General features: G+C 45.1%; 22 protein-coding genes. 7 read left to right on the top strand and 15 right to left on the bottom strand.

Annotated elements, in window-relative coordinates:
* Positions 1-22: 22 nt before the first annotated feature.
* The 5 genes from yhaM to AC2EXB_RS05615 all read right to left on the bottom strand — a co-directional run bounded on the left by yhaM (position 23) and on the right by AC2EXB_RS05615 (position 7,257).
* Entirely contained in the window at positions 23-964 is a 942-nt protein-coding gene (gene yhaM / locus AC2EXB_RS05635; RefSeq protein WP_235198654.1) for a 3'-5' exoribonuclease YhaM, read from the bottom strand.
* Positions 961-3,792, bottom strand: a complete 2,832-nt coding sequence (locus AC2EXB_RS05630; protein ID WP_483604042.1) for an ATP-binding protein — start codon at positions 3,790-3,792, stop codon at positions 961-963. The genes yhaM and AC2EXB_RS05630 overlap by 4 nt, the downstream gene beginning before the upstream one ends.
* Before the next feature lie 3 nt (positions 3,793-3,795).
* Positions 3,796-5,013 carry a metallophosphoesterase family protein gene (locus AC2EXB_RS05625; RefSeq protein ID WP_483604041.1) on the bottom strand — a complete coding sequence of 406 codons (1,218 nt, stop codon included), beginning with the start codon at positions 5,011-5,013 and terminating at the stop codon, positions 3,796-3,798.
* 101 nt (positions 5,014-5,114) lie between these two features.
* Complete coding sequence (locus AC2EXB_RS05620; RefSeq protein ID WP_483604040.1) at positions 5,115-6,365, bottom strand: ABC transporter permease; 1,251 nt, start codon at positions 6,363-6,365, stop codon at positions 5,115-5,117.
* Positions 6,358-7,257: an ABC transporter ATP-binding protein gene (locus AC2EXB_RS05615; protein ID WP_483604039.1), complete on the bottom strand. Its 900-nt coding sequence runs from the start codon at positions 7,255-7,257 to the stop codon at positions 6,358-6,360. The genes AC2EXB_RS05620 and AC2EXB_RS05615 overlap by 8 nt, the downstream gene beginning before the upstream one ends.
* A gap of 120 nt (positions 7,258-7,377) precedes the next feature.
* On the opposite strand from AC2EXB_RS05615, the gene AC2EXB_RS05610 reads away from it, so the two are divergent.
* Positions 7,378-7,563 (top strand): YhzD family protein, encoded by a 186-nt coding sequence (locus AC2EXB_RS05610; RefSeq protein ID WP_483604038.1) that lies wholly within the window; start codon positions 7,378-7,380, stop codon positions 7,561-7,563.
* Positions 7,564-7,788: 225 nt separating this feature from the next.
* On the opposite strand, the gene AC2EXB_RS05605 is transcribed toward AC2EXB_RS05610, so the two are convergent.
* The 3 genes from AC2EXB_RS05605 to AC2EXB_RS05595 form a co-directional block, all read right to left on the bottom strand.
* Positions 7,789-8,568: an enoyl-CoA hydratase gene (locus tag AC2EXB_RS05605; RefSeq protein ID WP_483604037.1), complete on the bottom strand. Its 780-nt coding sequence runs from the start codon at positions 8,566-8,568 to the stop codon at positions 7,789-7,791.
* A gap of 86 nt (positions 8,569-8,654) precedes the next feature.
* Positions 8,655-9,002, bottom strand: coding sequence for a YlbF family regulator (locus AC2EXB_RS05600; protein ID WP_483604036.1), 348 nt, complete (start codon positions 9,000-9,002; stop codon positions 8,655-8,657).
* A 12-nt stretch (positions 9,003-9,014) separates the two neighbouring features.
* Positions 9,015-10,172 carry a DUF445 domain-containing protein gene (locus tag AC2EXB_RS05595; RefSeq protein WP_483604035.1) on the bottom strand — a complete coding sequence of 386 codons (1,158 nt, stop codon included), beginning with the start codon at positions 10,170-10,172 and terminating at the stop codon, positions 9,015-9,017.
* 72 nt (positions 10,173-10,244) lie between these two features.
* On the opposite strand from AC2EXB_RS05595, the gene AC2EXB_RS05590 reads away from it, so the two are divergent.
* Complete coding sequence (locus AC2EXB_RS05590; RefSeq protein WP_235198647.1) at positions 10,245-10,448, top strand: YheE family protein; 204 nt, start codon at positions 10,245-10,247, stop codon at positions 10,446-10,448.
* 441 nt (positions 10,449-10,889) lie between these two features.
* Here AC2EXB_RS05590 and AC2EXB_RS05585 read toward each other — a convergent pair whose 3' ends face one another.
* Positions 10,890-12,644, bottom strand: a complete 1,755-nt coding sequence (locus tag AC2EXB_RS05585) for an ABC transporter ATP-binding protein (protein WP_235198646.1) — start codon at positions 12,642-12,644, stop codon at positions 10,890-10,892.
* Between the two features lie 2 nt (positions 12,645-12,646).
* Positions 12,647-14,383, bottom strand: a complete 1,737-nt coding sequence (locus AC2EXB_RS05580; RefSeq protein WP_483604034.1) for an ABC transporter ATP-binding protein — start codon at positions 14,381-14,383, stop codon at positions 12,647-12,649.
* 474 nt (positions 14,384-14,857) lie between these two features.
* Between AC2EXB_RS05580 and AC2EXB_RS05575 the strand changes: the two genes are divergently transcribed.
* A complete protein-coding gene (locus tag AC2EXB_RS05575; RefSeq protein ID WP_235198644.1) occupies positions 14,858-15,376 on the top strand; it encodes a universal stress protein in 519 nt (172 codons plus the stop codon).
* Between the two features lie 166 nt (positions 15,377-15,542).
* A complete protein-coding gene (locus AC2EXB_RS05570; RefSeq protein ID WP_235198643.1) occupies positions 15,543-15,977 on the top strand; it encodes a low molecular weight phosphatase family protein in 435 nt (144 codons plus the stop codon).
* A 48-nt stretch (positions 15,978-16,025) separates the two neighbouring features.
* Here AC2EXB_RS05570 and AC2EXB_RS05565 read toward each other — a convergent pair whose 3' ends face one another.
* Genes AC2EXB_RS05565 through chrA form a run of 3 tightly spaced genes read right to left on the bottom strand, consistent with a single transcriptional unit; the run spans position 16,026 to position 19,082 of the window.
* On the bottom strand, positions 16,026-16,649 hold the full coding sequence (locus AC2EXB_RS05565) for a cyclase family protein (RefSeq protein ID WP_235198642.1): 624 nt from the start codon (positions 16,647-16,649) through the stop codon (positions 16,026-16,028).
* Complete coding sequence (kynU, locus tag AC2EXB_RS05560) at positions 16,650-17,897, bottom strand: kynureninase (RefSeq protein WP_483604033.1); 1,248 nt, start codon at positions 17,895-17,897, stop codon at positions 16,650-16,652.
* Between the two features lie 15 nt (positions 17,898-17,912).
* Complete coding sequence (chrA, locus tag AC2EXB_RS05555) at positions 17,913-19,082, bottom strand: chromate efflux transporter (RefSeq protein ID WP_235198640.1); 1,170 nt, start codon at positions 19,080-19,082, stop codon at positions 17,913-17,915.
* A gap of 202 nt (positions 19,083-19,284) precedes the next feature.
* Between chrA and AC2EXB_RS05550 the strand changes: the two genes are divergently transcribed.
* From AC2EXB_RS05550 to AC2EXB_RS05540, 3 genes are all read left to right on the top strand, one after another.
* Positions 19,285-20,589 (top strand): hemolysin family protein, encoded by a 1,305-nt coding sequence (locus tag AC2EXB_RS05550; RefSeq protein WP_235198639.1) that lies wholly within the window; start codon positions 19,285-19,287, stop codon positions 20,587-20,589.
* 76 nt (positions 20,590-20,665) lie between these two features.
* Positions 20,666-21,553: a cation diffusion facilitator family transporter gene (locus AC2EXB_RS05545; protein ID WP_483604032.1), complete on the top strand. Its 888-nt coding sequence runs from the start codon at positions 20,666-20,668 to the stop codon at positions 21,551-21,553.
* Positions 21,554-21,566: 13 nt separating this feature from the next.
* Positions 21,567-22,136 carry a hypothetical protein gene (locus AC2EXB_RS05540; RefSeq protein WP_483604031.1) on the top strand — a complete coding sequence of 190 codons (570 nt, stop codon included), beginning with the start codon at positions 21,567-21,569 and terminating at the stop codon, positions 22,134-22,136.
* 41 nt (positions 22,137-22,177) lie between these two features.
* Here AC2EXB_RS05540 and AC2EXB_RS05535 read toward each other — a convergent pair whose 3' ends face one another.
* Together AC2EXB_RS05535 and AC2EXB_RS05530 are read right to left on the bottom strand one after the other, a co-directional pair.
* Positions 22,178-22,582 (bottom strand): YndM family protein, encoded by a 405-nt coding sequence (locus AC2EXB_RS05535; protein WP_483604030.1) that lies wholly within the window; start codon positions 22,580-22,582, stop codon positions 22,178-22,180.
* An 87-nt stretch (positions 22,583-22,669) separates the two neighbouring features.
* Positions 22,670-23,956: a DUF2254 domain-containing protein gene (locus AC2EXB_RS05530; RefSeq protein ID WP_483604029.1), complete on the bottom strand. Its 1,287-nt coding sequence runs from the start codon at positions 23,954-23,956 to the stop codon at positions 22,670-22,672.
* Positions 23,957-24,023: the final 67 nt, after the last annotated feature.

Raw genomic sequence — 24,023 nt, 5'->3', positions numbered from 1 at the left:
CTAGTCGGCAAAGGGCTTCTTTTTATTCAATCGTCGGTTTATAGAACGAACGGTTATCGAGCGGGAAAAGGCGTTCTGTAAACTCGCCTGCTTTTGTCTTGCCGAGCGCCCGGTCGAGCATCATCATTTTCGCGTCGATATTGTCGATATAATGCAGCATCTCCGCTTCTTTGATCATCGGTTTTTTCGGGCTCCCCCACTCTTCTTTGCCGTGATGGGAAAGGATCATATGCTGAAGCAATAGAACTTCTTCGCTGCTGATTTCCAACTCATCTGCTGTTTTGGAAATTTCCGTAACCATGATTGAAATATGGCCAAGCAAATTGCCTTCAAGTGTATAAGTCGTTGCAATCGGGCCAGACAACTCAAATACCTTGCCGACATCATGCAAAATGATTCCTGCATATAAAAGATCTTTGTTCAGGGATGGGTAAATTTCGCAAAGTGCTTTCCCCAGTTTCAGCATGGAAACCACATGATCCGCTAAACCGGACGCATAATCATGGTGATTTCTCGTAGCGGCAGGAAATGTCAAAAACGGCTGCTGGTATTTCTTTAAGATATGACGTGTAATCCGCTGAATCTGCGGGTTTTCCATTTCAAATAAATACTGCATCACTTCTTCGAATAATTCATCCGTGCTTTTCTCGGAAGACGGCATCAAATCCGCTATGGACTGGTTTTCTTCCGGCTTTGCCGGACGGATGCTCTTAATCCGCAATTGGTTTTTGCCGCGGTAGTTGTGGATTTCCCCTCCTACTCGGACAATCGTCTCTGCTGCAAATAGCTTTTCATGTTCATCTTTTGTATCCCATAATTTCGCTTCAATGTCTCCGCTTTTATCTTGCAGCACTAAAGACATAAAGGGATTTCCGGTGGTCGTAACGCCTTTGACCGATTGCTTGATCAGCAAAAATTCATCGATGGTTTCGCCAACCGCTCGCTGTGTGATTCCTTTGCTCATGAATATACACTCCTTTCGATAGTAGCCACGTCTATTACATAAGCATCAGGCCAAACCTGCTGCATCATTTCATGACACGTAAAGTAGACGAACTGGTGGTCTTCTTGCAGCTCTGTTATTAAGTTTATCATTTGCTGGAGCCGCCGGCGATCAAAATGAACAAACGGATCATCCATGATGATCGGGAACGGATGGCTTTTGGCCATCGATACAGCCAGTGACAGCCGCAAGGACAGATACGCCTGTTCTTTTGTTGCTTGGCTCAGCTCTGCTATGTGGAATCGCATGCCGTCTTTTCGCACCGCTTCGAAATACCCTTCTTGCGTCATTTCCATTCCCGTATAGGAACCGGAAGTCAATTTCTCAAAATAAACTTGTGCTTTTTGAATGGCAGCGGGCAAACTCTTTTCTTTTAATTCATCCATCGTCTGTTTAATCGCTTCTGTAATCGCTTTTCCTGCAGACCATCTTTTCGCCATGTCCGCCAATTCTTCTTTCTTTTCATTGAATAGCTGCAATTGAGTTTCGTAAGCTTCATCGGTCAACAACTGCTTCGTGAATTGTTGTTTTTCAGCCTGTTCACCCAAAAGAGCTCGCCGCTCTTCTTTCAGCCGCTGCAGATCTGATTCAAGCTTCTGGATATTCGACTCGCCCCAACGCTCTTCATCTGCTTTCGAGAAATTTCCAAGCGCTTGCAGCTGCGATTGAATCGATGCCATTTCTTTTTCAATTTGCTCTTTCTTCAGCCACTCATCACCCAGTAAATAAAACTCATCCACGTTCTGTGCATTGGCTTCTGCCAGCAAGACCTGTTGTTCTCCATCAATTTGCCGGTTGAGGGCATGGAGTTGTTCGAGTTCTTCTTGGACAGCTGCCGCCTTTTCCTGTAATTTTTCCACAGCCGCGCGCTGCTCCTGCCGTTTGTTCATTTCTGCGCGCAACACGGCATACAATTCATCGGCTGGCACAGGCTGATCAAGCAAAGATTCTACATGTGCGAGCCAATCTGCCTGCTCCTTTTCAAGCGCTGCGATTTCCGCCTTCAACCGCTTCTCTTTTAGCGAAACAGCATGGATTTCCCGCAGTTTCTCAAAAAGGCCCAAGACTGTCGACCGGCTTGCATTTTGCGGCAGGCCTAAGTTTCGCAAGAAATGCTCATACGCTAAGCGCGCCTGTTCACTGCGGCTTTCTTTGGAAAGTTTGCCGATAGAGCGCTTCGCTGCTTCTACTTGCTCTATATAGCCATCCAATTTACGGTCATAGCTGTCCAATTTAGCAATCAAAGCCGCATATTCCGTTTCTTTGCCGCTATAACGGCTTAATAAAGCTTCCTGTTCGGATTCAAGCGTTTCGGGCTTCCGGTTTTTCAGCATCAGCCAAAGCCCTCCTATGGCTGCTAAAAAGCCGATAACCGCCACAAGGTAATTCGATTGCCCTAAACCGATGATGAGTGTAAGCACTCCAATTCCCGTCATCGCGTAATTCACTGTCTGGCTGCTGGCGGATTTTTGTGCGTTTTTTGCTGCTTTCGCTTCAGCCACTTTATGGGCAATCGCTTGCCACTCTTCAGCCATTCTTCGATCGCTTTCACTAGGTTCATTCGCGAGGAAAATTTTCAGCTCTTTTTCGGTTTCGGCAAGCTTCGTTTTTTCTTCTGCCACTTTCCGGTCCGCGTAGCGATTTTCTTCTTCTTCCCTTTCGGCTTGCTGAACGAGCAGGATCAATTCTTCCTCACGGCTCAAGGAAACGTCTGCTTGAAGCGCTGTTGCTTCCTCTATTCCGATTAAGGAAAGAAGGCGTCTCCGGTCATCTTCCAAACGAATGGCTTCTTCCTGCTTTTGGCGAAGTACGGAACGCAATTGATGCCATTCCGATTCTCGCGCTAGCAAGGCATTCAAAGGCCCGATGTCTGTGTGTCCGTTCTCTTGAACCGTCGTGCGTTCCGCTTCTTTTTCAAGAAACGCTTTTCGCGCCTTTGCTTCAGACAACCGGTCCATTAACCGGTCCATCCGCCGCTGTCCATCGGAAGGGAATGCGGTTACAGTCAACGAGTCCAATTCGCTTTGAAGCATTCTTTCTTTTTCAATCAACGGTGCAGCCTGCCGCTGCTTTTCGATTTTCTTCATTTCCTCGCTTGCTTCATCTTCTTCTTTATTGATCAAAAGGAGGCGCTGTTCTATTTCACGAAGGCGTTCTAGATAAGGACTATAAAGTTCGGCACGGCTTCGAAGCTCTTTCAGCTCCGCCTCCATCACACGGAGTTCTTCAACCAATTGATTGATTTCAGGGTTGCGCCCTGTTTTCTTAAAAATGCCGGCCATTTCTTTTTCCACGCGGTCTTCAAGTTTGGTAATGGCATCGATGCCGGTAGTCCCGGAAGCCAGTAAAGTTCGGCTCAATTCGTCTTCCGTCATTTTTTCCAAGCCTTGCAGTTCGTGGATGGAAAAAGAAAATACCGATTCAAAAGCCGACCGGTCGTAATCCCTCAAAAGCATTTTCAATTCAGCATCCGATCCGCGCGTGCCGTCTTCAAAATAGACGGTGACTTCTCCAGCCGCTTTACCTTTCACTCTTTCGATAACGACTTTGCCGTAGACGGGGTCGGTGATATGCAATTGCCCGCCGTATTTCCCTCCTGCTTTCGGTTCATACCGCTGCAGGTTCTGTGTACGAAGCGGATAGCCGAATAAAGTCTGGACAATAAATTGCTGAATGGTCGTTTTGCCGGCTTCATTGGCTCCGTAAAAGAGGTTCATCCGGCCGTTCAATTCAATGCTTACATCCTGGTGTTTGCCAAATCCGTAAATGATGGCTTTTTCAATTTTCATCAGCTATTCCTCCATCCGGACATTTCGGCGGATTTTCTGAATCGCGGCTGCTTGAATAGCCGCGGTTTCATGATCGTTCAACGAGTCAAGAAAACGGCTGCCTTTTGGATGCCGATACAAATCCTTTAATACATTTTTCCAATCGGCCAATTGCCAGGAATCCATTACGCCTATGATTTTCTCTGCCAACGGCGAGATTTCAAAAGCATCAGCCCCCAACTCAGTCTCTATCGAGGAGATCCAGGCAAAATCCTCCAGTTCTTCCAACGCTTCCTGGAGCGTTTCCATCAATTCTTTTTCTGTGACTTCTTCAAAAAGTTCTTTTGCCCCTGCATCTAAATGAGTCAAATGCAATTGGAGAATAGAAGGGCCATATTCCATCAATTGGTGCTCAATACCGTTTCTGCAGGCATCAATCAGTTCGTTCATATGCATGATGCCTTCACATCCAATCGAAAGGCGGTCAAATTGAACCGCCGAAACCGGTATAAATTGAAGGCTTGTGCCTGATTTGGACAGCGAAACATCGTAAAATCCTTTCGCTCCTGCCTCATTTCTATGGCGTCCCTGAATATTTCCTGGATAGACAATTGAAGGATTTTGATTCAGTTCTTCCCTCATGTGGATATGGCCAAGCGCCCAATAATCATAATTTTTCTCGAGCAATTGCTGTTTCGTAAAAGGCGCGTAGACCGCGTGGGCTGTTTCTCCGTCCATGCTGCCATGGAGCATGCCGATATGAAATGCTCCCGATTCTTCAGCAGGCGGAAAATCATGGATCATCGCTCGTTTCACATGCCGTTCCCCGTAGCTGAAACCGGAAATGATGACTTCGCCGTTCGGCGTTGCCAATCTTTTCTGTGAAACTTCGGGTCCAAAAACATGGACATTTCCCGGCAATTCAAAACGCACCCATTGGCCGCTCAAATGGTCATGGTTGCCGTATCCAAGCACGACCGGCACTCCTGCATCCGCTAAGCGCTCCATTCCTTGCTGGAATCGATGCTGCGCTCGGATGCTACGGTCTTCGCCATCGTAAATATCGCCTGCAATCAAAACAAAATCAGGCATTTCCTTTATTGCGTAATCGATTAAACGGTCAAACGCGGCATACGTACTGTCTTTCACCCATTGCCACTGGTCCTTTTTCAAACCTTTCATGCCACTGAAAGGGCTGCCTAAATGCAAATCAGCCGTATGAATAAATCGGATATTGCCCATAATTCTACTCCTTCGGAAACCGAATATTTGTTCTTATTTTACCATGACAAACAACGAAAAAAAACTGTTTACCGGAAACTTCCGGTAAACAGCTTGAAGGCTTATTTTTGATTGCCTAAGCGAATTGCTTTCTTTATGTCTTTCAATGATTGGGAAGAACCGTACATCAATACACCGCCACGGTAAACGCGTGCGCCGAACCACCCAAGCAAGCCGATGGTGACTAACATGATCCCGATCGATAAGAGCGGTTCCCATAACGGAATGTCCAACATCCCGACCCGCAAGAACATGACGAGCGGAGCAAAAAACGGAATGTAGGAAGCGACGGTTACAAAAGTGGCTTCCGGAACGGAAATTCCTGAAAACGCGATTAACGAAGCGACCACGATCAGCATCATCATCGGCAGCATCAATTGCTGGACATCTTCCGTTCGGCTGACAAGCGAACCGAGTAAAGCTGCAAGGACCGCATAAAGGAAATAGCCCAATAAAAAGAACAAGACGGCAAAAAGGAATGTGCTGATTTTAACATCGGAAAAGCCGAAAACGCTAAACGCACCTTCCGTTAATGCTGTGCCGGCTGTTTTCATGGCCAGATAGCCCGAAAGCCCAAAAATCAACATCTGTAAAATACCCAGCGTTCCGATGCCTGCAATCTTTGCAAACATATGCTTGACGGGCGAAACACTGGAAATTAAAATTTCCATGACGCGGGAAGATTTCTCGTTTGCCACTTCCATCGCAATCATATTTGGATAGTAAATAACCGCGATATAAATGAGCAAGATCAAAATGTAGACGAGCCCGCGCGCTTGGCTTAACTCTTCCTGGGATTTGGAGGATTCCGAAATCGCTTCCCGTTCAAACACAACCGGTGTGAAAAGTTGTCCGACTTCGCTTTCACTCAAGCCCAGGCTTTCCGCTGTCACAACGGTTTGGAGTGATTGGACTGCCTGCTCAACATCATTGCCGCTTCCTAGTTCATTCGCGGATTCTGACACATAGCGAGCGGTGAGCGTCCCTTCCTGTTCGAGCACAAGATAAGCATCGATTGTCCCTTCTCCAATGCCTTCTTTCAGTTCTGCTTCTGTCATATCGGTCGGCATCGCTTGGACATCACTGTTTTGCTGATCCAATTGAGCTTGCAGAATCGGTGTCAATTCCCCGCTTTCATCAATCACGTGGAGAACGTTCCCTTCTTCATCCGAACCTTGAAAAATTTCAATGATATTCGATAAATTCGCCAGCAGGAAAAAGGCAGCCACGACGATTACCGTGGTGATGATAAACGATTTGGTTTTGGCTTTCGTTAAAAATGATTGCTTAAAAATAATCCAGAAACTATGCATACGCTTTCCCTACTTTCGAAATAAAGATTTCTTCCAAGGAAGGTTCTTCGATCGCAAAGTGGCGGAGTTTGCCAAGCTTCATCGAACTTTCTAACAAGCGCTCAGCCGTAGCTTCATCGTTAATTTGGAATAAGGCACCGTCATGGGTTTTCGTAAACTGGACGACTCCCACTGTATTTTTTAAGGAGGAAAGATCTTCATCCATTTTAATTCGGACATTCTGTTTCCCAAATGACCGTTTGACTTCCCGGATCGAACCGTCGACCACCACTTTCCCTTGGTCCATGATTGTCATATTGTCGCAGAGCTCTTCCACATGGTCCATGCGATGGCTGGAAAATACGATCGTAGCGCCTTGTTTTTGAAAATCCAGAATGGCTTTTTTCAGCATTTCCACATTCACCGGATCCAAACCCGAGAAAGGCTCATCTAATATGAGCAGCGACGGATTATGGAGCAGTGATGCAATCAACTGGATCTTCTGTTGATTTCCTTTTGATAATTCTTCCACTTTCTTCGCTGCGTAATGAGGCACTTGAAACCGTTCGAGCCAGACCATCGCTTCTTGTTTCGCTTTTGAAGCAGGCATTTGACGCAATTGCGCCAAATACACCAATTGATCCAAGACTTTCATTTTCGGATACAAGCCCCGTTCTTCGGGCAAATAGCCGATTTCCGAACTTGCTGCATACGTAATAGGCTTTCCTTTCCACGTAATCACACCCGCATTGGGATTCAACAAACCAAGAATCATGCGGAAAGAAGTCGTTTTTCCAGCCCCATTTGCCCCCAAAAATCCATGCATCTGCCCTTGTTCAACCGTCAAAGACAAATCGTCTACTGCTGTAAAATCACCGAATTTTTTCGTAGCATGTTGTATTGATAACGTCATCCTCATTCCTCCTCTTTCTTTAATACGCCGCAAGTTTCGAAATGTTTCAAAAGCGGAGGACTTTTTCCGCAAAACCCGATATACTTAAAATGAATTACCATTCAGAAGGAGTTGTCTAGCATGAGAACCTATAAACTGACGGCCTATGAACAAACAGGCAAACTAATCACAGAAGAAACTTTCACTGCAGAAAATGACGAGCAGGCAAAAGATAAAGGGCGCGCATTACTAGAAGAAAAAGATTTGACCAACCAAACGCACCGCCTGGCTTCGCCAGCTGGCAAGTTGCTGCTTTTCCATTCATAGAAAATAGTGAATGCCATCTGTGAAGCTGCGGATGGTATTTTTGTCGACTTCTTTTTGGATTTGACTAAACGCGCGCATTGTTCTGTGAATGCGCGTATTTCCTTTTGAACGCACGCATTCTTCGGTGAACGCGCGTATTTCCTCACGAACGCGCGCATTCCACTCTAAACGCGCATAAAACTCCCATAAAGAAAAAAGCATGGCGCAAGGCCATGCTTTTTTGGATCATTGCCCTTTAAATTCGGGTTTTCTTTTTTCGACAAAAGCTTGGATCCCTTCCAGGTGGTCTGCACTTTTGCGCATCGCTGACTGGGCTTTCGCTTCCATCTCTAATACTTTTTCCAGCTCAGGGACTTTCAATTGGTGAAGAATTTCTTTGGACGCGATTTTCGCCTGGACAGGTGAACTCAGCACATCTGCAGCATAGGCTTCTGCATGTTCCATCGCCCGGCCTTCTGCCGTCACTTCTTCTATCAGCCCTTTTGCAAGCGCATCATGCGCTTTTAAGGTCTGCCCGGCCCAGATTAATTGTTTCGCTTTTGGAACGCCGACGCGTTCTTTCATGAAGAAATGTCCGCCGCCATCCGGCACAAGGCCGATGCCGATAAAGTTCATTGCAAGTTTACTGTTTTCTTCTGCAATCACATGATCGCAGGCCAGTGCCATGCTGAAACCAAGGCCAGCTGAAGCTCCATGGATTGCAGCAATGGTAATTTGCGGCAAGGTATAAAGCGACTTGGCAAGCTTCGTCACTTCTTTCATGACAAGATCGATATCCATCGGATTTTCAGGATCCATCATTTCTTTAATGTCTCCACCTGCAGAAAACGCTCTTCCTTCGCCGTGGATAATCAGCACCTGCAAGCTCTTCTCATCCAATAGCGACTCGAAACAGTCGGCCAACTCTTTCATCATCGTGCCATTCATCGCGTTCATCGATTTCGGCCGGTTTAATTTTAAATAGCCCGTGCGTCCTTGCTTCGTTAATTCGATTGTTTCATACATAAAAAAAGACACCCTTCCGTAAAATGAATTGTCATTCATCTTTACGTATTCGGTGTCTATAAGAGAAAACCCTTTATTTTTTTAAATTACATTGATTCGTATAAAGACTGAACTGGTTTGATCAAGAAGCGGTTCACTTCATCGATGATTTGGCTTAATCCCATTTCTGCTTCAAGCATTGCCAGGATTTTCGGATTGCCTTGAGCAGCTTGAGCTGTCGCTTGTGCGCTCATCATTTCTTCTTCCGTGATTTCTTCGCCTTGCGCTTGCTTTTGCTGAAGCGTCATTTGAAGATCACGGAAGCCCTTGAACAAATCATTTGCTTCTGCATCCGCTGTTACGGCTTCAACTGCAGCTTGCAATTTCGTGAATTCCTCCGTGTTGCGGAATGTACTTTCCAATTTGTTGATGTCGTCATAAATGTTTACTGCCATTATGATTCTCCTCTACATTGTATTCAGTGCTAAGCTTAAGAACCCTTGGACAATCCCGATGACTCCTCCAAGCAAAAATCCTAGCGCTGTAATCATTTTCAATTCCCTTTGCGAAATCCCAAGAACGAGTTCTTCGAGGCGGCTTAACGGCAGAGAATCGACTTGCTCTTTTACCATGCCTTCCATGTTGATCTTCTGCAAGGCTTCTTCCAATTTCTCTTCCCCTTGCTGGAATCCGAAGTCCACAACAAGCGGGATGATGTTTGCACTTGTCCATTCTAACCCGTTCGGCCAAGTCTCTGCAAGTGTCGCATCCAGACGGCCTTTGATGTCTGCCGTTTCTCTTACATACTCTTTCACTGCACCGATTGCCGGTTCAAAGTCAAACTCCTTCAAAAAGTCATCCGCTTTGCGGTTTTGCAACTTTTCCCATTCCCCGTAAGCTAAGGTAATGACCAGTTCAAAAGTTCGCGGCGAATTCAGGAATTTGATGATTTCCGGCTGGATGCGGTCGACAATGCTTTTTGACTCGCCAAGCAAGGAATGCAGCATATTGCCGAATCTTCCGCGTGAAGATAAAAACTCATCGATGAACGTCTTGATCGTCTGACGCCCTTCCAATGAAGCAAAATAATCTGAACCTTGATCAATGGCATATTTAACGCCTTGGATCATCTTTTGCTCTGTCTCATCACGCCAATTCTCAGGCATCAATTCTTTAATGGTTTTGCCTTCTACGTAGTTGCGGATCGATACCGTCTGGCGGTCTACCAATTCATCGAGCTTCGCTTCAATTTTCAGATCCAAGCCGCCTTGGCCTGCGCCTTCCAACCATTCATTCAAAGTTTTTGGCGAATGAAAAACGTGCATTTCCAATTGTTTCCGAATCCATCTTTCAGCTTTACCCCGCATTTCATCATTAAAGAAACGCTTTTTAAATGTTTCCGGCGTCAATAAGTGCTGGACAATGGTGCGCCCCAACTGAGTCGATAATTCATCACGCCGCTTTGGAATCAGCCCCGGTGTAAACGGCACGCGCCATTTTCCGATATAGACCGCTTTATACGGACGGAAAAGCATCTTAATGGCGATGAAGTTGGTAATCCCCCCGATCAATGCACCTAAGACTGCCATAATCGTAATCGTCAATAAAATACTCAAGACCTTCACTCATTTCTTTTTGTCTTTGTGAATCGCTTTCAATCCCCTATAATGAAAAGAAGAACCTAAAGGAGGATTTACATGCTTCAGCACTTTAAATTTAAACCCATGTTTGAAAACCGCCAGTTGCCTGGCTGGATTGTTTCTTTTTTCTATAAGAACGAACGCATTACAGGAGAATATCATCCGGACGGATCGATTGTCTGGGTCTCCAAGGAACCTCAAGACGAAGAACAAGTTAAAACGATGATCCACGAATTGATGCTCTTTCATGTATACGATTAATGCGCTGGAAAGTTCCGGCGCTTTTTTATTATATGTAACAGAATGAAAATTTAACAGTAATTACTATTGATTTAGTTTCTAACTGATATTCCGCAAAACAGCTTCGCTAAAAAGATATGCTCCTGCATCGCTACGCTAGCTTCGTCGCAAAGACTCGGCCTTGCAAGCTGCGGCCGTTGTCTTTCCTGCGGGCTTGCGCCGAACTAACTTTGGCTAAATGCCAAAGTGGATTTCGGCGCTTCACTGTCCCGCGGGAGTCTCCGCTATTTTGCTCCATATCTTAAATAAACACTTTATAATTGGATGGTTTTCCTTCAATAAGGTTAGTACTGTTAACTGTATATTCCTACATACATTCTAAAAGAAAGAGTGGAATGCGTCCGCCTGGAGCGATTTCTTCCCCCTTCTTAAACTCCCCAACAATAAAAAAGGGAATGCCCCTTACCCAACAATTTGGGTAGGAGACATCCCTGATTGAATTTGATACATCTGGTAATATTGGCCGCCGAGTTTCATTAATTCATCATGTGAACCCGATTCGGCAATCCGGCCATGGTCGAGCACCAAAATGCGGTCCGCATTTTTAATGGTCGACAGACGGTGCGCAATTATAAAGGTCGTTCTCCCTTTTTTCAGCACTTCCATCGCATGCTGGATGATTTCTTCCGTTTCTGTATCGATATTCGAAGTGGCTTCATCCAAAATGAGGATGGCCGGGTCGAATGCGAGTGCACGGGCAAATGATACCAATTGACGCTGCCCGGAAGATAAGGTGCTTCCTTTTTCGACAACCGGTTCGTCGATGCCTTTCGGCAAATGCTTCAACACCCGCTCGCCGCCGACCGCAGCCAGCGCATCTTCCACCCGTTTCCGCGAAATCCGCGAATCGCCGAGTGTAATATTGGATTCAATCGTACCGGTGAACAAATAAGGATCTTGCAAAACAATGCCCATATGTTCCCGGACCGCTTGGCGTGTCATATCATTGATATTCATGCCGTCAATTTTAATGGCACCTTCCGTGACGTCATAGAAGCGGAACAATAAGTTCATAATGGAACTTTTTCCAGATCCCGTATGCCCCACTAATGCCACTGTTTCGCCCTGCTTTGCCTCAAATGAAATATCCTTCAATACATATTCATCTTCCTCATAAGCAAACCAGACCTTTTCAAACCGTACATTTCCCCGGTAACGGGCAATTTTCTCATCGCTGACTGGTTCGCCGGTGCGGTCAAGCAAACGGAAAACCCGTTCTGCCGCAACTAAGGCCTGTTCCAATTTCGCGAACTGATTGACGATTCCGCTGATCGGGTTGAACAAGCGGATAATGTAATCGACAAACGCATACAAAACACCGACAGTGACAGCTGAATTGACGCTCATTGAAGCCGTTCCGAAATACCAAATGAATAAAATGAAGATGAGCGAGCGCAAAACTCCAACCATGTTATGGGAAGCAGCCGCTTCCAATATCAATAATTTTTGCTGGAATTTGTAATGCTTATCATTCAATTCCTCGAATTCATTTTTCATCTGTTTTTCGCGTCGGAAAGCCTGAATAATGGTCATTCCTTGAATCGATTCGTTAATGATCGCATTCATATCGCTCAATTTTTCACGTACGACATGATTGTATTTCGCTGCGAATTTCCGGTATACCAGCATCCAGCCGTATAATAGCGGAATCAATACGAGCATCATCGCCGCGAGCTGCCAGTCCAAATAGAACAAGGCTGCATAAATCCCCGCCATATACATGAAGCTAGTAGCAAATTGAGACAACACGGTCACGAACAGTTCCCGGATGGCTTCTGTGTCGTTAGTGATTCGGGAAACTACTTTACCTGCAGGCAAACTATCAAAATAGCGGATCGGCAAGGTCTGAACATGTTCGAAGACATCGTTCCGCATCTTTTTGATGATGCTGTTCGCCCCTTTTTGCAGGAAGATATATTCCAGGTACCGGAAGATCGAAGCCACTACACCAAGCCCAAGGAAAATGGCCAATAGATAGGCGATCGGTTCAAAATTCACAGTTCCGTTTGCTGGTGCGATGTGGTTATCGATGATTTCTTTCGCAATGAGCGGCGCTGCCAGATCGGCTGCCACTGCCACAGCTAAAAGCATCAAGCCCCCGAGTAAAATCTTTTTAAATTGCATTGCGTATTTAACTAAACGTTTTCCTGTCCCCATTTTTACACCTCCTCGATCTGCTGACGGAGGTATTGCTCATTGTACCAACCTTTAGCTTTCAGCAAATCTTCATGGGTTCCTTCTTCGATGACTTTTCCATCATCGAGTACGACGATCCAGTCTGCATGATGCACAGCTGATAAACGATGCGTTGTAATAATGGTCGTTTTTCCGGCTCGTTCTGCTTGGATATTTTCGATAATCTTCGCTTCCGTCTTCGCATCGACAGCAGACAGCGAATCATCCAAAATAAGGATTTCCGGATTTTTGATGAGTGCACGGGCAATGGAAATGCGCTGCTTCTGTCCGCCCGATAAAGCCACCCCTTTTTCTCCGACCAAAGTTTCCAAACCATTCGGCAGCATTGCCAAATCTTTTTCAAAATGAGACAAGCGAATGGCATTTTCGATATCTTCCTCTGTCGCATCCGATTTTCCGAAAAGGATATTGGCGCGGATGGTACGGGAGAATAACACATGATCTTGCGGCACGTAGCCGATCCAGCCGCGAAGCTGGTCTTTCGATAAATCGCTCAAATCGATGCCGTTCATCGAAATCGAGCCATCACCGAGCGGATACTCCCGCATCAACTGTTTGACGAAAGTCGTTTTTCCGCTCCCCGTTTTCCCGACGATTCCGAGCGTCTGCCCACTATTCATCGACAAATTGATGCCTTGCAAGTTGATCGAACTCGATTGCGGATACGTAAAGTTGAAATTCCGGAAACCGATATGCTCAGGTTTTTCCGTGAATTTCGGATGCTCCGGATCAACGACATCTTCTTTGTAATCCAAAGTTTCATTGACCCGGTCGAGCGACGCATTGCCTCGCTGCAAGGTATTGATCAATTCGCCAATGGCAAACATCGGCCAAACGATCATTCCTAAATAGACGTTGAATGCAACCAAATCACCGAGCGTCATGCTTCCTTCGGCTACTAAGAAGGCACCGTAGCCGAGGCCGATCATGTAGCTGATCGTCGTCAACACTTTTGTAACCGGTGCAAATAGGGCATCGATCCGTTCAACGGCCATGTTCTTTTCGTAGACATCTTCAGTCATATGTGCGAAATCTTTTTCGGATGACCGCTCTTGTACATAAGCGCGTACGACCCGGACGCCTCCCACCGATTCCAATACGCTGTCATTCATATCACCAAATGCATCTTGCGCCGCCATATAGCGCACATGGATTTTTTTGCCCAATATTTGCACAATAATCGCTAAAATCGGCAGCGGAATCAACGCAAACAAAGTCAATTCCCATGATACCAAGAAGCCCATGGCCACAATGATGGTTGCCATATAAAGCGTCGAATCGACCAGCGTCAAAATACCAAATCCCGCTGTTTCTGAAATTGCCCGCAAGTCGTTGGTGGCTCGCGCCATCAAATCGCCCGTCCGGTTTTTTTCAAAGAACGTCGGCGTCATCTTCAAGAAATGACCCATTAAACTGGACCGGAGCTGCCGCTCGATGACATAGGCGCCTCCGAACAGCTGATATTGCCAGACAAAATTGATCAAATAAGCAAGAACCATCGAAATGGCCAAAACGCCGACATATTGCCATAGCAATTGAACCGTTAATTGTTCCTGGGCAATCGAATCGATGGCAACTCCGATTAGCCAAGGCGGGATGATTTCAAGGATATTCGCAATGAATAATAGTCCAACTGCCATGGTGTAGCGCAGCCAATTTTCTTTAAAAAACCATCTTAATTTCCATAAAACACTAAACATTTCTTATTCCTTCTCTCTGCTTCGATTTTAACTAATCGCCTTCTAGCGATTCCTTGATCATGATTTTCCGTTGCTGAAGTCTTTTCATCTTCATTCTCTCCTTCGATTTTCTTATTTATTTAAACAGCATTCGCTGATTAAACCCAAAAAAGCGCGCACCTATTTTTAGGCGCACGCGCATGAAAAAAAGGCAGGTTTGCAGACCTGCCCCTGGCTATCCAGTTACCGAATTAATTCAACGGGAAATTTAGGCAGACCTGACAATGCTATTAACTTTGATGAATATACAAATGCTATTTTTTTCATTGTCATAACCTCCCTTTTCTCCGATTTAGTACTTTAAGATTACCACCAACAATTTTGAATTGTCAAGATTTTTTGAATTTATTTTTTGAGACCGCATTTGCCGGATGTTTCTAGAATTTGAATGAAGGGTAGTTTACTAGTAAAGAAGCAGGTTAGGAGGAATTTCACATGTATCAGAATCTGGCAGTGGCATACGATGGATCTGACGGCAGCAAAATTGCGTTGGATAAAGCACTTGAAATTAAAAAGTCCTTTCCTGAAAGCAAATTGAACGTCATTTACGTTAACGAGCAAGTCAAAGAAAACATCGGTTTCATGGAAGCCGGAGGCGCTTCCGCCCCAGTGGTATCGGCAAACGTGGACAGCAATTATGCCCAGTTCATGCCGCCGGAAATCGGCGATGATGGCTACCGTGTTCCGAGTGATTATGCAGATGACTCGATTGAATTTTCTAAGCATATGCATAACGCCATTCAACAGCAGCTCGATGCCCATCAAATAGAAGGCAATGTGTTAGCGCTTGAAGGCAATGCTTCAAAAATGATCCCCGCTTTTATCGAGGAGCAGCAGATTGATTTGCTGATTATCGGCAATAGCGGAAAATCAGGGCTTCAAAAATTCTTCGTCGGATCTGTTAGCAAGAAATTATTGAAAGAAGCACCTTGTTCCGTGCTAGTGGTCAAGTAAGACAGCCTGGTCCACGAGCTTAGAAATAAGCTTTGCTGGCCAGGCTTCCTTATTGCTCCAAAACTTTCAATAAAACCACATAAAAATATTAGTTTACAAATATTACAGATGGGTAAACATTACTAAGAGAAAAAAGGAATTTGTATAAAGGAAGAAGGGCACAGCTATGACTAAACATACGGTCTATTTCCTGTCTCCGCAACAGCATCGCGGGCTTATGGCTGAAATTTGGGCCAACCGCTTAAATCTCCCAGATTGGGATATTCGGAGTGCCGCTTGGGGCCAGCCATTACAGTCGGATACCCCCTATGAAATCATGAAAGAAATTGTTCTGGATGTACCAGATGTAGAGCCGCGCTCCTATGATTCCAAAGAAGTGAGCGAAGCGGACTTGATCATTGCCTTGCATGATGGGGATTTTGAATTTGCTGACATTCCAGCCGATTTGCCAGCACAAAAGTTAGTTCGCTGGAATATCCGCAATCCTGAATTGCGTGCGGCAGATGAATCGGAGCAATGGGCGATCTACCAGGAAGTATGCGATGAAATCGCTATGAATATAAAAGGCTTAGAACCGTATTTCCGGTCTAACTATATGTAAAACCCTCCACTTGATGGCTAAGTGGAGGGTTTTATTGTGTGAAATTTTTTAACGGTATAGAACAGCACGTACCGGACTGCCTTCCGCCCCTTTGATTTTTAATGGCAGAGCAATCAGTTCATAGACCCCTGCTGCCACATCATCTAAGACAATGCCTTCAAGGATAAATCGGCCATTTCGGTTCATGGACATATGCGTCGGCAATTCCTTGCTCGTTTCGGCGTCCACTGAAGGAACATCGACTCCTAGCAGCCTAATTCCCTTTTCAACCATCCATTCAGCTATGCGCGGATCAAACAGCGGCCAAAAGTCCGGAAATTGCGTACGGTCTTTCCATGTATCTGATTTTAATAAGAGTGTCGTTACGCCTTCTTCCAGCTCTGGCAGATCTTCCGGCGTGATTTTAGTTAGTCCCCGTACATCTGCAACTTGAGCAGCTGAACGGTAAACATCTAAAGGCAATTCATCTATTTTGATGCCATCGTCATTATAATGGAAAGGCGCATCCACATGGGTGCCGATGTGGGTACTTGTTTTGAACTGGCCCACATTCACTGAACCGCTTTCTTCTTTCGTGACCGATAGTTTATAGTCAAACGCGACATCTCCCGGCCATTCGGGCGTCTGGCTGCTTAACTCCATCGTGATATCAATGATTTCTGTGTTCTTCATTTATGCCACCACATTTCTTTCATTGGAATAGTTTTTATAAAGTTCCTGTTTCATGATCTTTTCCAAGCGTTCTACCATTTCCTCTACATCTTTGAAAGAAATGTACAATGCTACAGGTGCGAGGCGGATAATATCCGGGGCGCGAAAATCCGGAACCACTCCCGCTTCTTTTAACGCTTTGCAGATTCGTGCCGCTTCTTTATGGGCAAGCGCAATATGCCCGCCCCGCTCTTCGGCCGCTGTTGGGGTCACGTCTTGAAATTCCGGCAGTTTTTCTGCAATCAATTCACGCAGATAGTTCGTCAATTGCAGAGAGCGCTCTCGAATTTTATCGATGCCCAGTTCTTCGAAAATTTCTATGCTTCCAAGAAGCGGCGCCATGCTGAAAATATTCGGCGTGCCGATCTGATAGGCACCAGCCCCTTCCGCTTTGGAAAACTGATGGTCCATATCGAATTGTTTCGCTTTGTCTGACCCAAACCAGCCGGCATTTCCCGGAAGCAAGTGATGGTGACGTTCATGGATGTAGAGCCCACCCGTGCCTCCTGGTCCGGAGTTCATGTATTTATAATGGCACCAGACAGCAAAATCTGCCCCAATGCCGTGTAAGGCATGCGGAAGTGCCCCAATTGAATGAGCCAAATCAAAACCGGCGAGTATGCCTTTTTCATGTGCAGCTTTTGTAATCTCTTCCATCGGCAATAATTGGCCGCTCCGGTACAAGACGGATGGCAATAGCAAAACGGCAACATCATCCGTCAATTGTTCTTCGATATCTTCCATTTTTAATGTGTAGCCATCCCGGCTCTTCACTTTTCTCATAGCCGTTTCTGGGTCTAAACCGCGGAGGCGCAGATGGCTCTCCACTGCATAAATATCAGATGGAAAATTCAATTCATCGACGACAATTGCAAACCGCTCTTCCGTCGGCTGAAAAACGGTCGACAGCATTTGGTGGATATTCGCCGTGATCGAACCTGTAACCATCACTTCGTTCGGCTTGGCGCCGACAAGCGGTGCTATTCTTGCACTCAAGTTTTCCGCCAGATTGAACCAAGGATGATTTCCTTCCGTCCATCCTTCAATCCCGTAAACTTTCCAGCTATCCGTTAGTTCGATTAACTTTCGTTCGGCTCGCTTCGACATTAAGCCGAGTGAATTTCCGTCCATGTATAGCTGATTTTTGCTTTGGTAAAATTCTTCTTTATAAAGAGCGAACAAATCCATTGGATCTTTCTGCACAGACATCTTGCTTCCTCCTCGTTATAGAACTGCATATGCTCCTGCACCAAGCAATGCCGTTATCAAAACAACAATCCACGGTGCCAGTTTAAAATAGACTAACATTGCAAAGGCAAACACTGCAATGGCGAAGTCTGCCGGCACCCGGATAGATGAAGTGAAAACCGGATCATACAAGGCAGCAAGCAAGATTCCGACGACAGCTGCATTGACCCCTTTCAAGGCAGCTTGGACAGAAGATTTTGTGCGGATGATGCTCCAGAACGGCAAAGTTCCGACCACCAATAAAAACGAAGGCAAGAACATCGCAATCACGGCAAGCGCTGCCCCCATTCCGCCGTCCATCAGCTGCCCTAAATAACCGGCTAATGTAAATAACGGACCTGGTACCGCTTGGGCCGCTCCGTAACCTGAAATGAATAGGTCCGCTGTCATCCAGTTCGGGACCACTTCCCGCTCAAGCATAGGAAGTACGACATGCCCGCCTCCGAAAACAATCGAACCAACCCGGTAGAAAATATCAAAGATGGCATAATAACTCGATTCAATGATTGGACGGAGCAGCGGCAATCCGATTAGTAAACCGGCAAAAATCATCCAGGCCGCCAGTCCTGTCTTTTTTCCGAAAGTCAGCACGAGTTTCACCGCTTCTGGTGCCTCTTCCTTCCGGTAAATCAGGTAACCGATTACTCCGGCAATCAGTATAACGCCAATTTGTGCCCAGGCTGTCGGCATCAATAAAATCGCTGCAGCAGCGCCCACCGCCAAAGCAATTCTTGGTTTATCCGGCGCTAGAGACTTCCCCATGCCAAGTAAAGCATGCGCAACTACAGCAACTGCGACAATCTTTAATCCCTGAATCCAGCCGCTGTCAAAAGAGCCGTTCGTCACCAATATGGCAAAAAGAACGAGAAGAATAACGGACGGCATCGTAAAGCCGAACCAAGACAAGAATCCTCCGAATAATCCGCCTCGCAGCATCCCGATTGAAATCCCGACTTGGGAACTCGCAGGGCCAGGAAGAAATTGGCATAAAGCCACTAAGTCTGCGTAAGCTTTGTCATCCAGCCATTTTCTTTTCACGACATATTCTTCCCTGAAATACCCAAGATGGGCTGTCGGACCCCCAAAAGAAGTGAGCCCCAGTTTTGTAGATGCTTTTAAGATTTCTGCATAAGTCGATTTTTTCATAAGTCTCTCCTTATCTACGTTGTTTCTAAAAGCATAACGGATTACTTATATGAAATCATATTACAACTTTGTAAATTTGTTTTCAGAATAATTTGTTTTTTGAACCGAACTATTTTATCATTAATTAAACTCAAGCTTTTTTAAATCAGGAGGTGAAAACTCTGCTTCTTTTTCTTCTCAGGAAATGGAGCAGAGGAGCTATTTGGACATCCCCATACAATTGGCAGCTTTTGCTGTCTTAATCGCAGCCTTGGCTTTTTTTTCAGCCAGTGAGTTTGCGATAGTGAAAGTCCGGATCTCCCGAATCGACCAATTGCTTGCAAATGGACAGCCAAAACCCAAATCTGTAAAAAGCATTATAGCCAATGCCGATGATTATTTATTTGCTTGTCAACTTGGCATCGTGATTTCCATTCTTGGAAGCGGCTGGCTAAGCTACTCGATTGCTGACCACTTCTTCCCTGCAATGTTGGCAATTTCCGAAATAGCCGATAATGAGCCTAGTACAATTGCGATTTTCATCTTATTTTCGCTTCTTATTTTCGCACTCGTCATCATCAGTGAACTGATACCGAAAACAATCGCTACGCAGAAAGCTGAAAACATTTTACTGGCAAATGCTCCCCTTCTCATTTGGACATACCGTATTCTCTATATACCAATTGCCATTTTCAAAGCTGCTGCGCGCTTGTTCTCATCGTTATTCGGTTTTTCTACGATGAGCCAAAAAGAATGGTCACATACGGAAGAAGACATCAAAACCATTTTAAGCGACAGTTTGAAAAACGGTGAAATCAATGTATCGGAATTTGAGTATGTCCATAAGATTTTCGAATTTGATGAACGCATCGCGAGAGAAATCAAAGTTCCGCGGACGGCCATGTGCACTTTGGAAAAAGATTCGACTCTCCTGGAAGTTTTCAAAACCGTCGGCGTTCAGCAATACACACGCTATCCTGTCATCGACGGTGATAGAGACCATGTTTTAGGCGTCGTCAATATGAAGAATTTAATGGCCGCTTTTATCCACGATCCTTCTGCTGGAGAGTTAACGGTGGAACATTTCATCAAACCTGTTATCCAAGTCATCGAAACGATCAAAATCAACGAACTTTTATTAAAAATCCAGCAAGAACGCATTCATTTAGCGATTCTCCAAGATGAATACGGCGGCACTTCCGGCCTGGTGACCATTGAAGACATTCTGGAAGAAATCGTCGGTGAAATTCAAGATGAATTTGACGGGGATGAAATTCCGGAAATCAGAAAGCTTGGCGACGGCCATTACCTTGTGGATGCTAAAATTCTGATTGGCCATATCAATGAACTCTTAGGCATCCATATTGCCGACGACGATATTGATACTATCGGAGGCTGGTTTATGTCGGAGAGTTTTGATACAATAAGAGGACAAAAAATTATTGAACAGGGCTATGAATTTTTAGCTAAAGATGTAGATGGACATCATATCCTCTATTTGGAAGTGCAAAAGTCAGAACCCCTATAATTGGACAATCAAACGAAACGGCTCTCATTCGAGAGTCGTTTCCCTTTGTTTAGAAGACTTGGAGGCAGGAAACTTTATGGAGCTTTATACAAATTTGCGCAAAGGGGAAAAAGGCGCATGGATCAGCATCGGGGCATATGTTTTCCTAAGCGCGATCAAGCTCTTTTTCGGATATGCCGGCTCCTCGGAAGCTTTGACAGCAGACGGATTAAACAATTTAACGGATATTATTGCTTCATTAGCCGTATTGATCGGGCTTCGCATTTCTCAAAAGCCGCCGGATGAAAATCATCATTACGGCCATTTGCGGGCAGAAACGATTGCCTCGCTGCTTGCTTCCTTCATCATGGCGGTGATTGGGCTTCAAGTGCTTAGCGGTGCCGTCCGCAGCTTTTTCGAACCCGCAGCGGAGACACCTTCACTTTATACAGCGGGCATTGCGGCTTTCAGTGCAGTGGTCATGTACTTGGTTTACCGCTATAACCTGAAACTCAGCAAGGAAATCAAAAGCTCGGCAGTACGCGCTGCGGCCTATGATAACCGTTCAGATGCTTTAGTCAGCATAGGTGCAGGGATCGGGATTACTGGGGCTGTTCTCGGTGCACCGATTCTTGATGTGATTACGGCTTTCGTCGTTGGCGTTATCATTATTAAAACAGCCTTGGATATTTTCAAAGAATCAGTGATGACCTTGACAGACGGATTCGATGAAGAGGAAGTGGAAACCATGTCTGTTCTTGTCCGCAAAGTTCCAGGCGTTAGTGTGCTGCGCGACTTTAAAGGACGAAATCACGGAAATGTCATGTTTATCGATTTGACCGTAGCCGTCAATCCGGAGCTGAACGTTATCGAAAGCCATTGGATTACCGAGGAAATTGAAAGAAAAATCCAAAAAGTGAAACCGAATTGCGTCATACACGTACATATAGAACCGGACTATCAACATCCAGAATGGACCAGTTAGGGGGATATGTACCATGTATGATTTTGTTGACCAAAGGAGAATTGTCTACATCACGTTTGCGATTATCCTTTTTATTTCATCGCTTATTGCACCAACCGCCGTTTTCTATCCGCTAAAAACGGTTTTTATTACGCCAGCAGCTCTTTATGTCGGCACTTCCTATCTTTCTTTGATCACAGGCGGCATTGGCATCGCTTTAGTTGCGTGCGGCTTGATTGCCTTGGCAGTTTTTGAAAATCGCTTAAAGAGATATTTGATAAGCGGCATTCTTTTTGCATTAGGAACTCTTGGTGTTTCGTTGTCGCTGAGCGATTATTATTATATGACCGAGGACGAATTCTTTTATAACTCTCCGCTGTCTTTCTCCGAAGAAAGCTATATTTGGGAGGACTTTGAGAAAGTAGAAGAGCGGATCGGGAAAAAAGACAATACCAATACCGTTGAATCCATTGCGTTGTACTTTAAGAACGGCGATTCCATCGAGATGTCGTCAGGCAGAATTTTTGAAATGAGCGGTTCACTGATCAACAAAATCGAACAAGCAGGCGGTTCACATGAACGCATTGATGTGACTTCGAAATAGACGTAAAAAAAGGCCCTTTCAAAAGGGCCTTTTTTTGTTCGTCAATGTACAGTTGAATGAGGATGATTCTGTTTTTCCGGGAAGACGCTTCGATCCAAGTATTTGTGGAAGAACCATTCACCCCCGCCAATGACAATGGCAGAAATAATCGCTGGGGTAATGATGTTCACATCATTGCTCACTAGCGCTTCACCCATTAGCCAAATTAATAGAAACGCTACGACAATATCTGAAACCGTCGCAATTGCGTTGCGTTTGTTTTGATCTGAGCGATCTCCCGCTTTGCGGAAGATCATCAAATCACCCATCACGTAAGCCACTAAAGTCAGAACCAAGCTGATCCATAAAGTATTAACAAAAGGCACATCAAAGAATAACGTCAAAATAATCAGTAGGACTGCAGCAATCATAAGAAACTTCATGGCCAATGCTTTTACATGATTCATGCTCTCTCCTCCTTCTTGGTTGTTATTGCTTTTTTTCCCGCTTTTCTTCTCCTTAATCCTGTTTTCTAATTATTTCGTTCTATCTTCTTACACAATTATCACTTTCTCATGTCCGGTCAGCTCTGCCAGCTCATCGACTTTCTGCTGGAGAAATTCCCGGTCCAATGATTTCAATTCCCCTCCGCTGATGCCTTCCAGAATATAAAGCATGATCTTCCAAATTGCATCGTGCCTCATCTCAGGTGCTATCGATGCCGCCACAATCAACGAATTGGCCATGGCAATAAATACCGAGATGTCTTTTTTGCTATGATAGACAATTTGATAAAAAGCTTTATAAAGAATATCGCTATAAGCAGAAAACCGGTAAAGCAGCCGGTTATGCCCGGTTTCATCCGTCAACACCAAACCGTCCGTCATCAAATGGCCCATCTCACCAAGAACATGGCCGAGCCGTACCAAAATGTCGTTGGCCGTGTTTGGGTCTTGTCTTCCCGGGGAAGTCGCCCGAATGGCCACTTCGACGATTTTTTGCACAGCATACCCTAAATCCTGCTCAGCTGTCCGTTCATCTCCTATCAATAATCTTTCTTTCAAATCGAGTTTATTGGACCCGTTCGAATGGATTTTCATGATTGGCTTCCCTTCAAAAACATAGTCCCCGATTTTCACCAAAACTTCAATCTCGGCTTGTTCTTTTTCAGCAATCTCCACAAGTTCCGCGAGATTGATAAATTGCACATAGCCCGCTTTTTCCGCCTTCACCGTTCCCTGCAAAGTTTGCGGCTTCCAATTTTCCAAGGTTGCGTATTTTTGATCGTACAACCCTTTGTAATAAGCAATGACTTTTTCAGCGTCTTTGATTAGTTTATTGATCAATGTACTAACTTGGATATTGGTAGCGACAAAATGGATATAGTAGGAAAATGTCGCAATGCAAAGAAAGACAATGACGATTCCGATCCATGTCGACAACACTTCATGGTCGAAGACCCCTTCCTGCATATAAAGAAGCGACAGCATATTGTATAAAAAGCCTCCAAGGAAAATGCCGAGTACGTGGCGAGTCGTAGCGCTTCGGATGAAATTTTCAGGGGCACGCGGAGAGAATTGGGAAGAATACATAGTCAGCACGACCAGTACAGTCGAAAACGTAAACGTCGTCATCGTCAGCATCGCTGCCGTTAAAATACCCAGTATGGTTTGCCCTTCATCCACTTTCGTCAAAAAGATGGAAGGAATGTAATCGGCGATTTTGCCGATTACGAGCAAGTCGAGATAAAATGCAGCCAGTGACAATAGAATCGCACCGATGCTGTATAAGGCGGGCGTAATCCAGATTTTTTCTTTGAATAAATAAGAAACGGGCTTCATTTACCATCACAACTTTCTATATCGAGTTAGCCCGTAATTTCCCTTTTCAAAAAGAGTGCAAACCAAA

It is taken from the genome of Planococcus alkaliphilus (assembly GCF_057031095.1).
The sequence above is the reverse complement of the archived record's forward strand: the minus strand, read 5'-3'. Positions and strand labels throughout refer to the sequence as shown.

Coding starts and splice junctions, on each gene's coding strand:
- yhaM (WP_235198654.1), bottom strand. CDS start 964: ATGAGCAAAGGAATCACACAGCGAGCGGTTGGCGAAACCATCGATGAA.
- AC2EXB_RS05630 (WP_483604042.1), bottom strand. CDS start 3,792: ATGAAAATTGAAAAAGCCATCATTTACGGATTTGGCAAACACCAGGAT.
- AC2EXB_RS05625 (WP_483604041.1), bottom strand. CDS start 5,013: ATGGGCAATATCCGATTTATTCATACGGCTGATTTGCATTTAGGCAGC.
- AC2EXB_RS05620 (WP_483604040.1), bottom strand. CDS start 6,365: ATGCATAGTTTCTGGATTATTTTTAAGCAATCATTTTTAACGAAAGCC.
- AC2EXB_RS05615 (WP_483604039.1), bottom strand. CDS start 7,257: ATGACGTTATCAATACAACATGCTACGAAAAAATTCGGTGATTTTACA.
- AC2EXB_RS05610 (WP_483604038.1), top strand. CDS start 7,378: ATGAGAACCTATAAACTGACGGCCTATGAACAAACAGGCAAACTAATC.
- AC2EXB_RS05605 (WP_483604037.1), bottom strand. CDS start 8,568: ATGTATGAAACAATCGAATTAACGAAGCAAGGACGCACGGGCTATTTA.
- AC2EXB_RS05600 (WP_483604036.1), bottom strand. CDS start 9,002: ATGGCAGTAAACATTTATGACGACATCAACAAATTGGAAAGTACATTC.
- AC2EXB_RS05590 (WP_235198647.1), top strand. CDS start 10,245: ATGCTTCAGCACTTTAAATTTAAACCCATGTTTGAAAACCGCCAGTTG.
- AC2EXB_RS05585 (WP_235198646.1), bottom strand. CDS start 12,644: ATGGGGACAGGAAAACGTTTAGTTAAATACGCAATGCAATTTAAAAAG.
- AC2EXB_RS05580 (WP_483604034.1), bottom strand. CDS start 14,383: ATGTTTAGTGTTTTATGGAAATTAAGATGGTTTTTTAAAGAAAATTGG.
- AC2EXB_RS05575 (WP_235198644.1), top strand. CDS start 14,858: ATGTATCAGAATCTGGCAGTGGCATACGATGGATCTGACGGCAGCAAA.
- AC2EXB_RS05570 (WP_235198643.1), top strand. CDS start 15,543: ATGACTAAACATACGGTCTATTTCCTGTCTCCGCAACAGCATCGCGGG.
- AC2EXB_RS05565 (WP_235198642.1), bottom strand. CDS start 16,649: ATGAAGAACACAGAAATCATTGATATCACGATGGAGTTAAGCAGCCAG.
- kynU (WP_483604033.1), bottom strand. CDS start 17,897: ATGTCTGTGCAGAAAGATCCAATGGATTTGTTCGCTCTTTATAAAGAA.
- chrA (WP_235198640.1), bottom strand. CDS start 19,082: ATGAAAAAATCGACTTATGCAGAAATCTTAAAAGCATCTACAAAACTG.
- AC2EXB_RS05545 (WP_483604032.1), top strand. CDS start 20,666: ATGGAGCTTTATACAAATTTGCGCAAAGGGGAAAAAGGCGCATGGATC.
- AC2EXB_RS05540 (WP_483604031.1), top strand. CDS start 21,567: ATGTATGATTTTGTTGACCAAAGGAGAATTGTCTACATCACGTTTGCG.
- AC2EXB_RS05535 (WP_483604030.1), bottom strand. CDS start 22,582: ATGAATCATGTAAAAGCATTGGCCATGAAGTTTCTTATGATTGCTGCA.
- AC2EXB_RS05530 (WP_483604029.1), bottom strand. CDS start 23,956: ATGAAGCCCGTTTCTTATTTATTCAAAGAAAAAATCTGGATTACGCCC.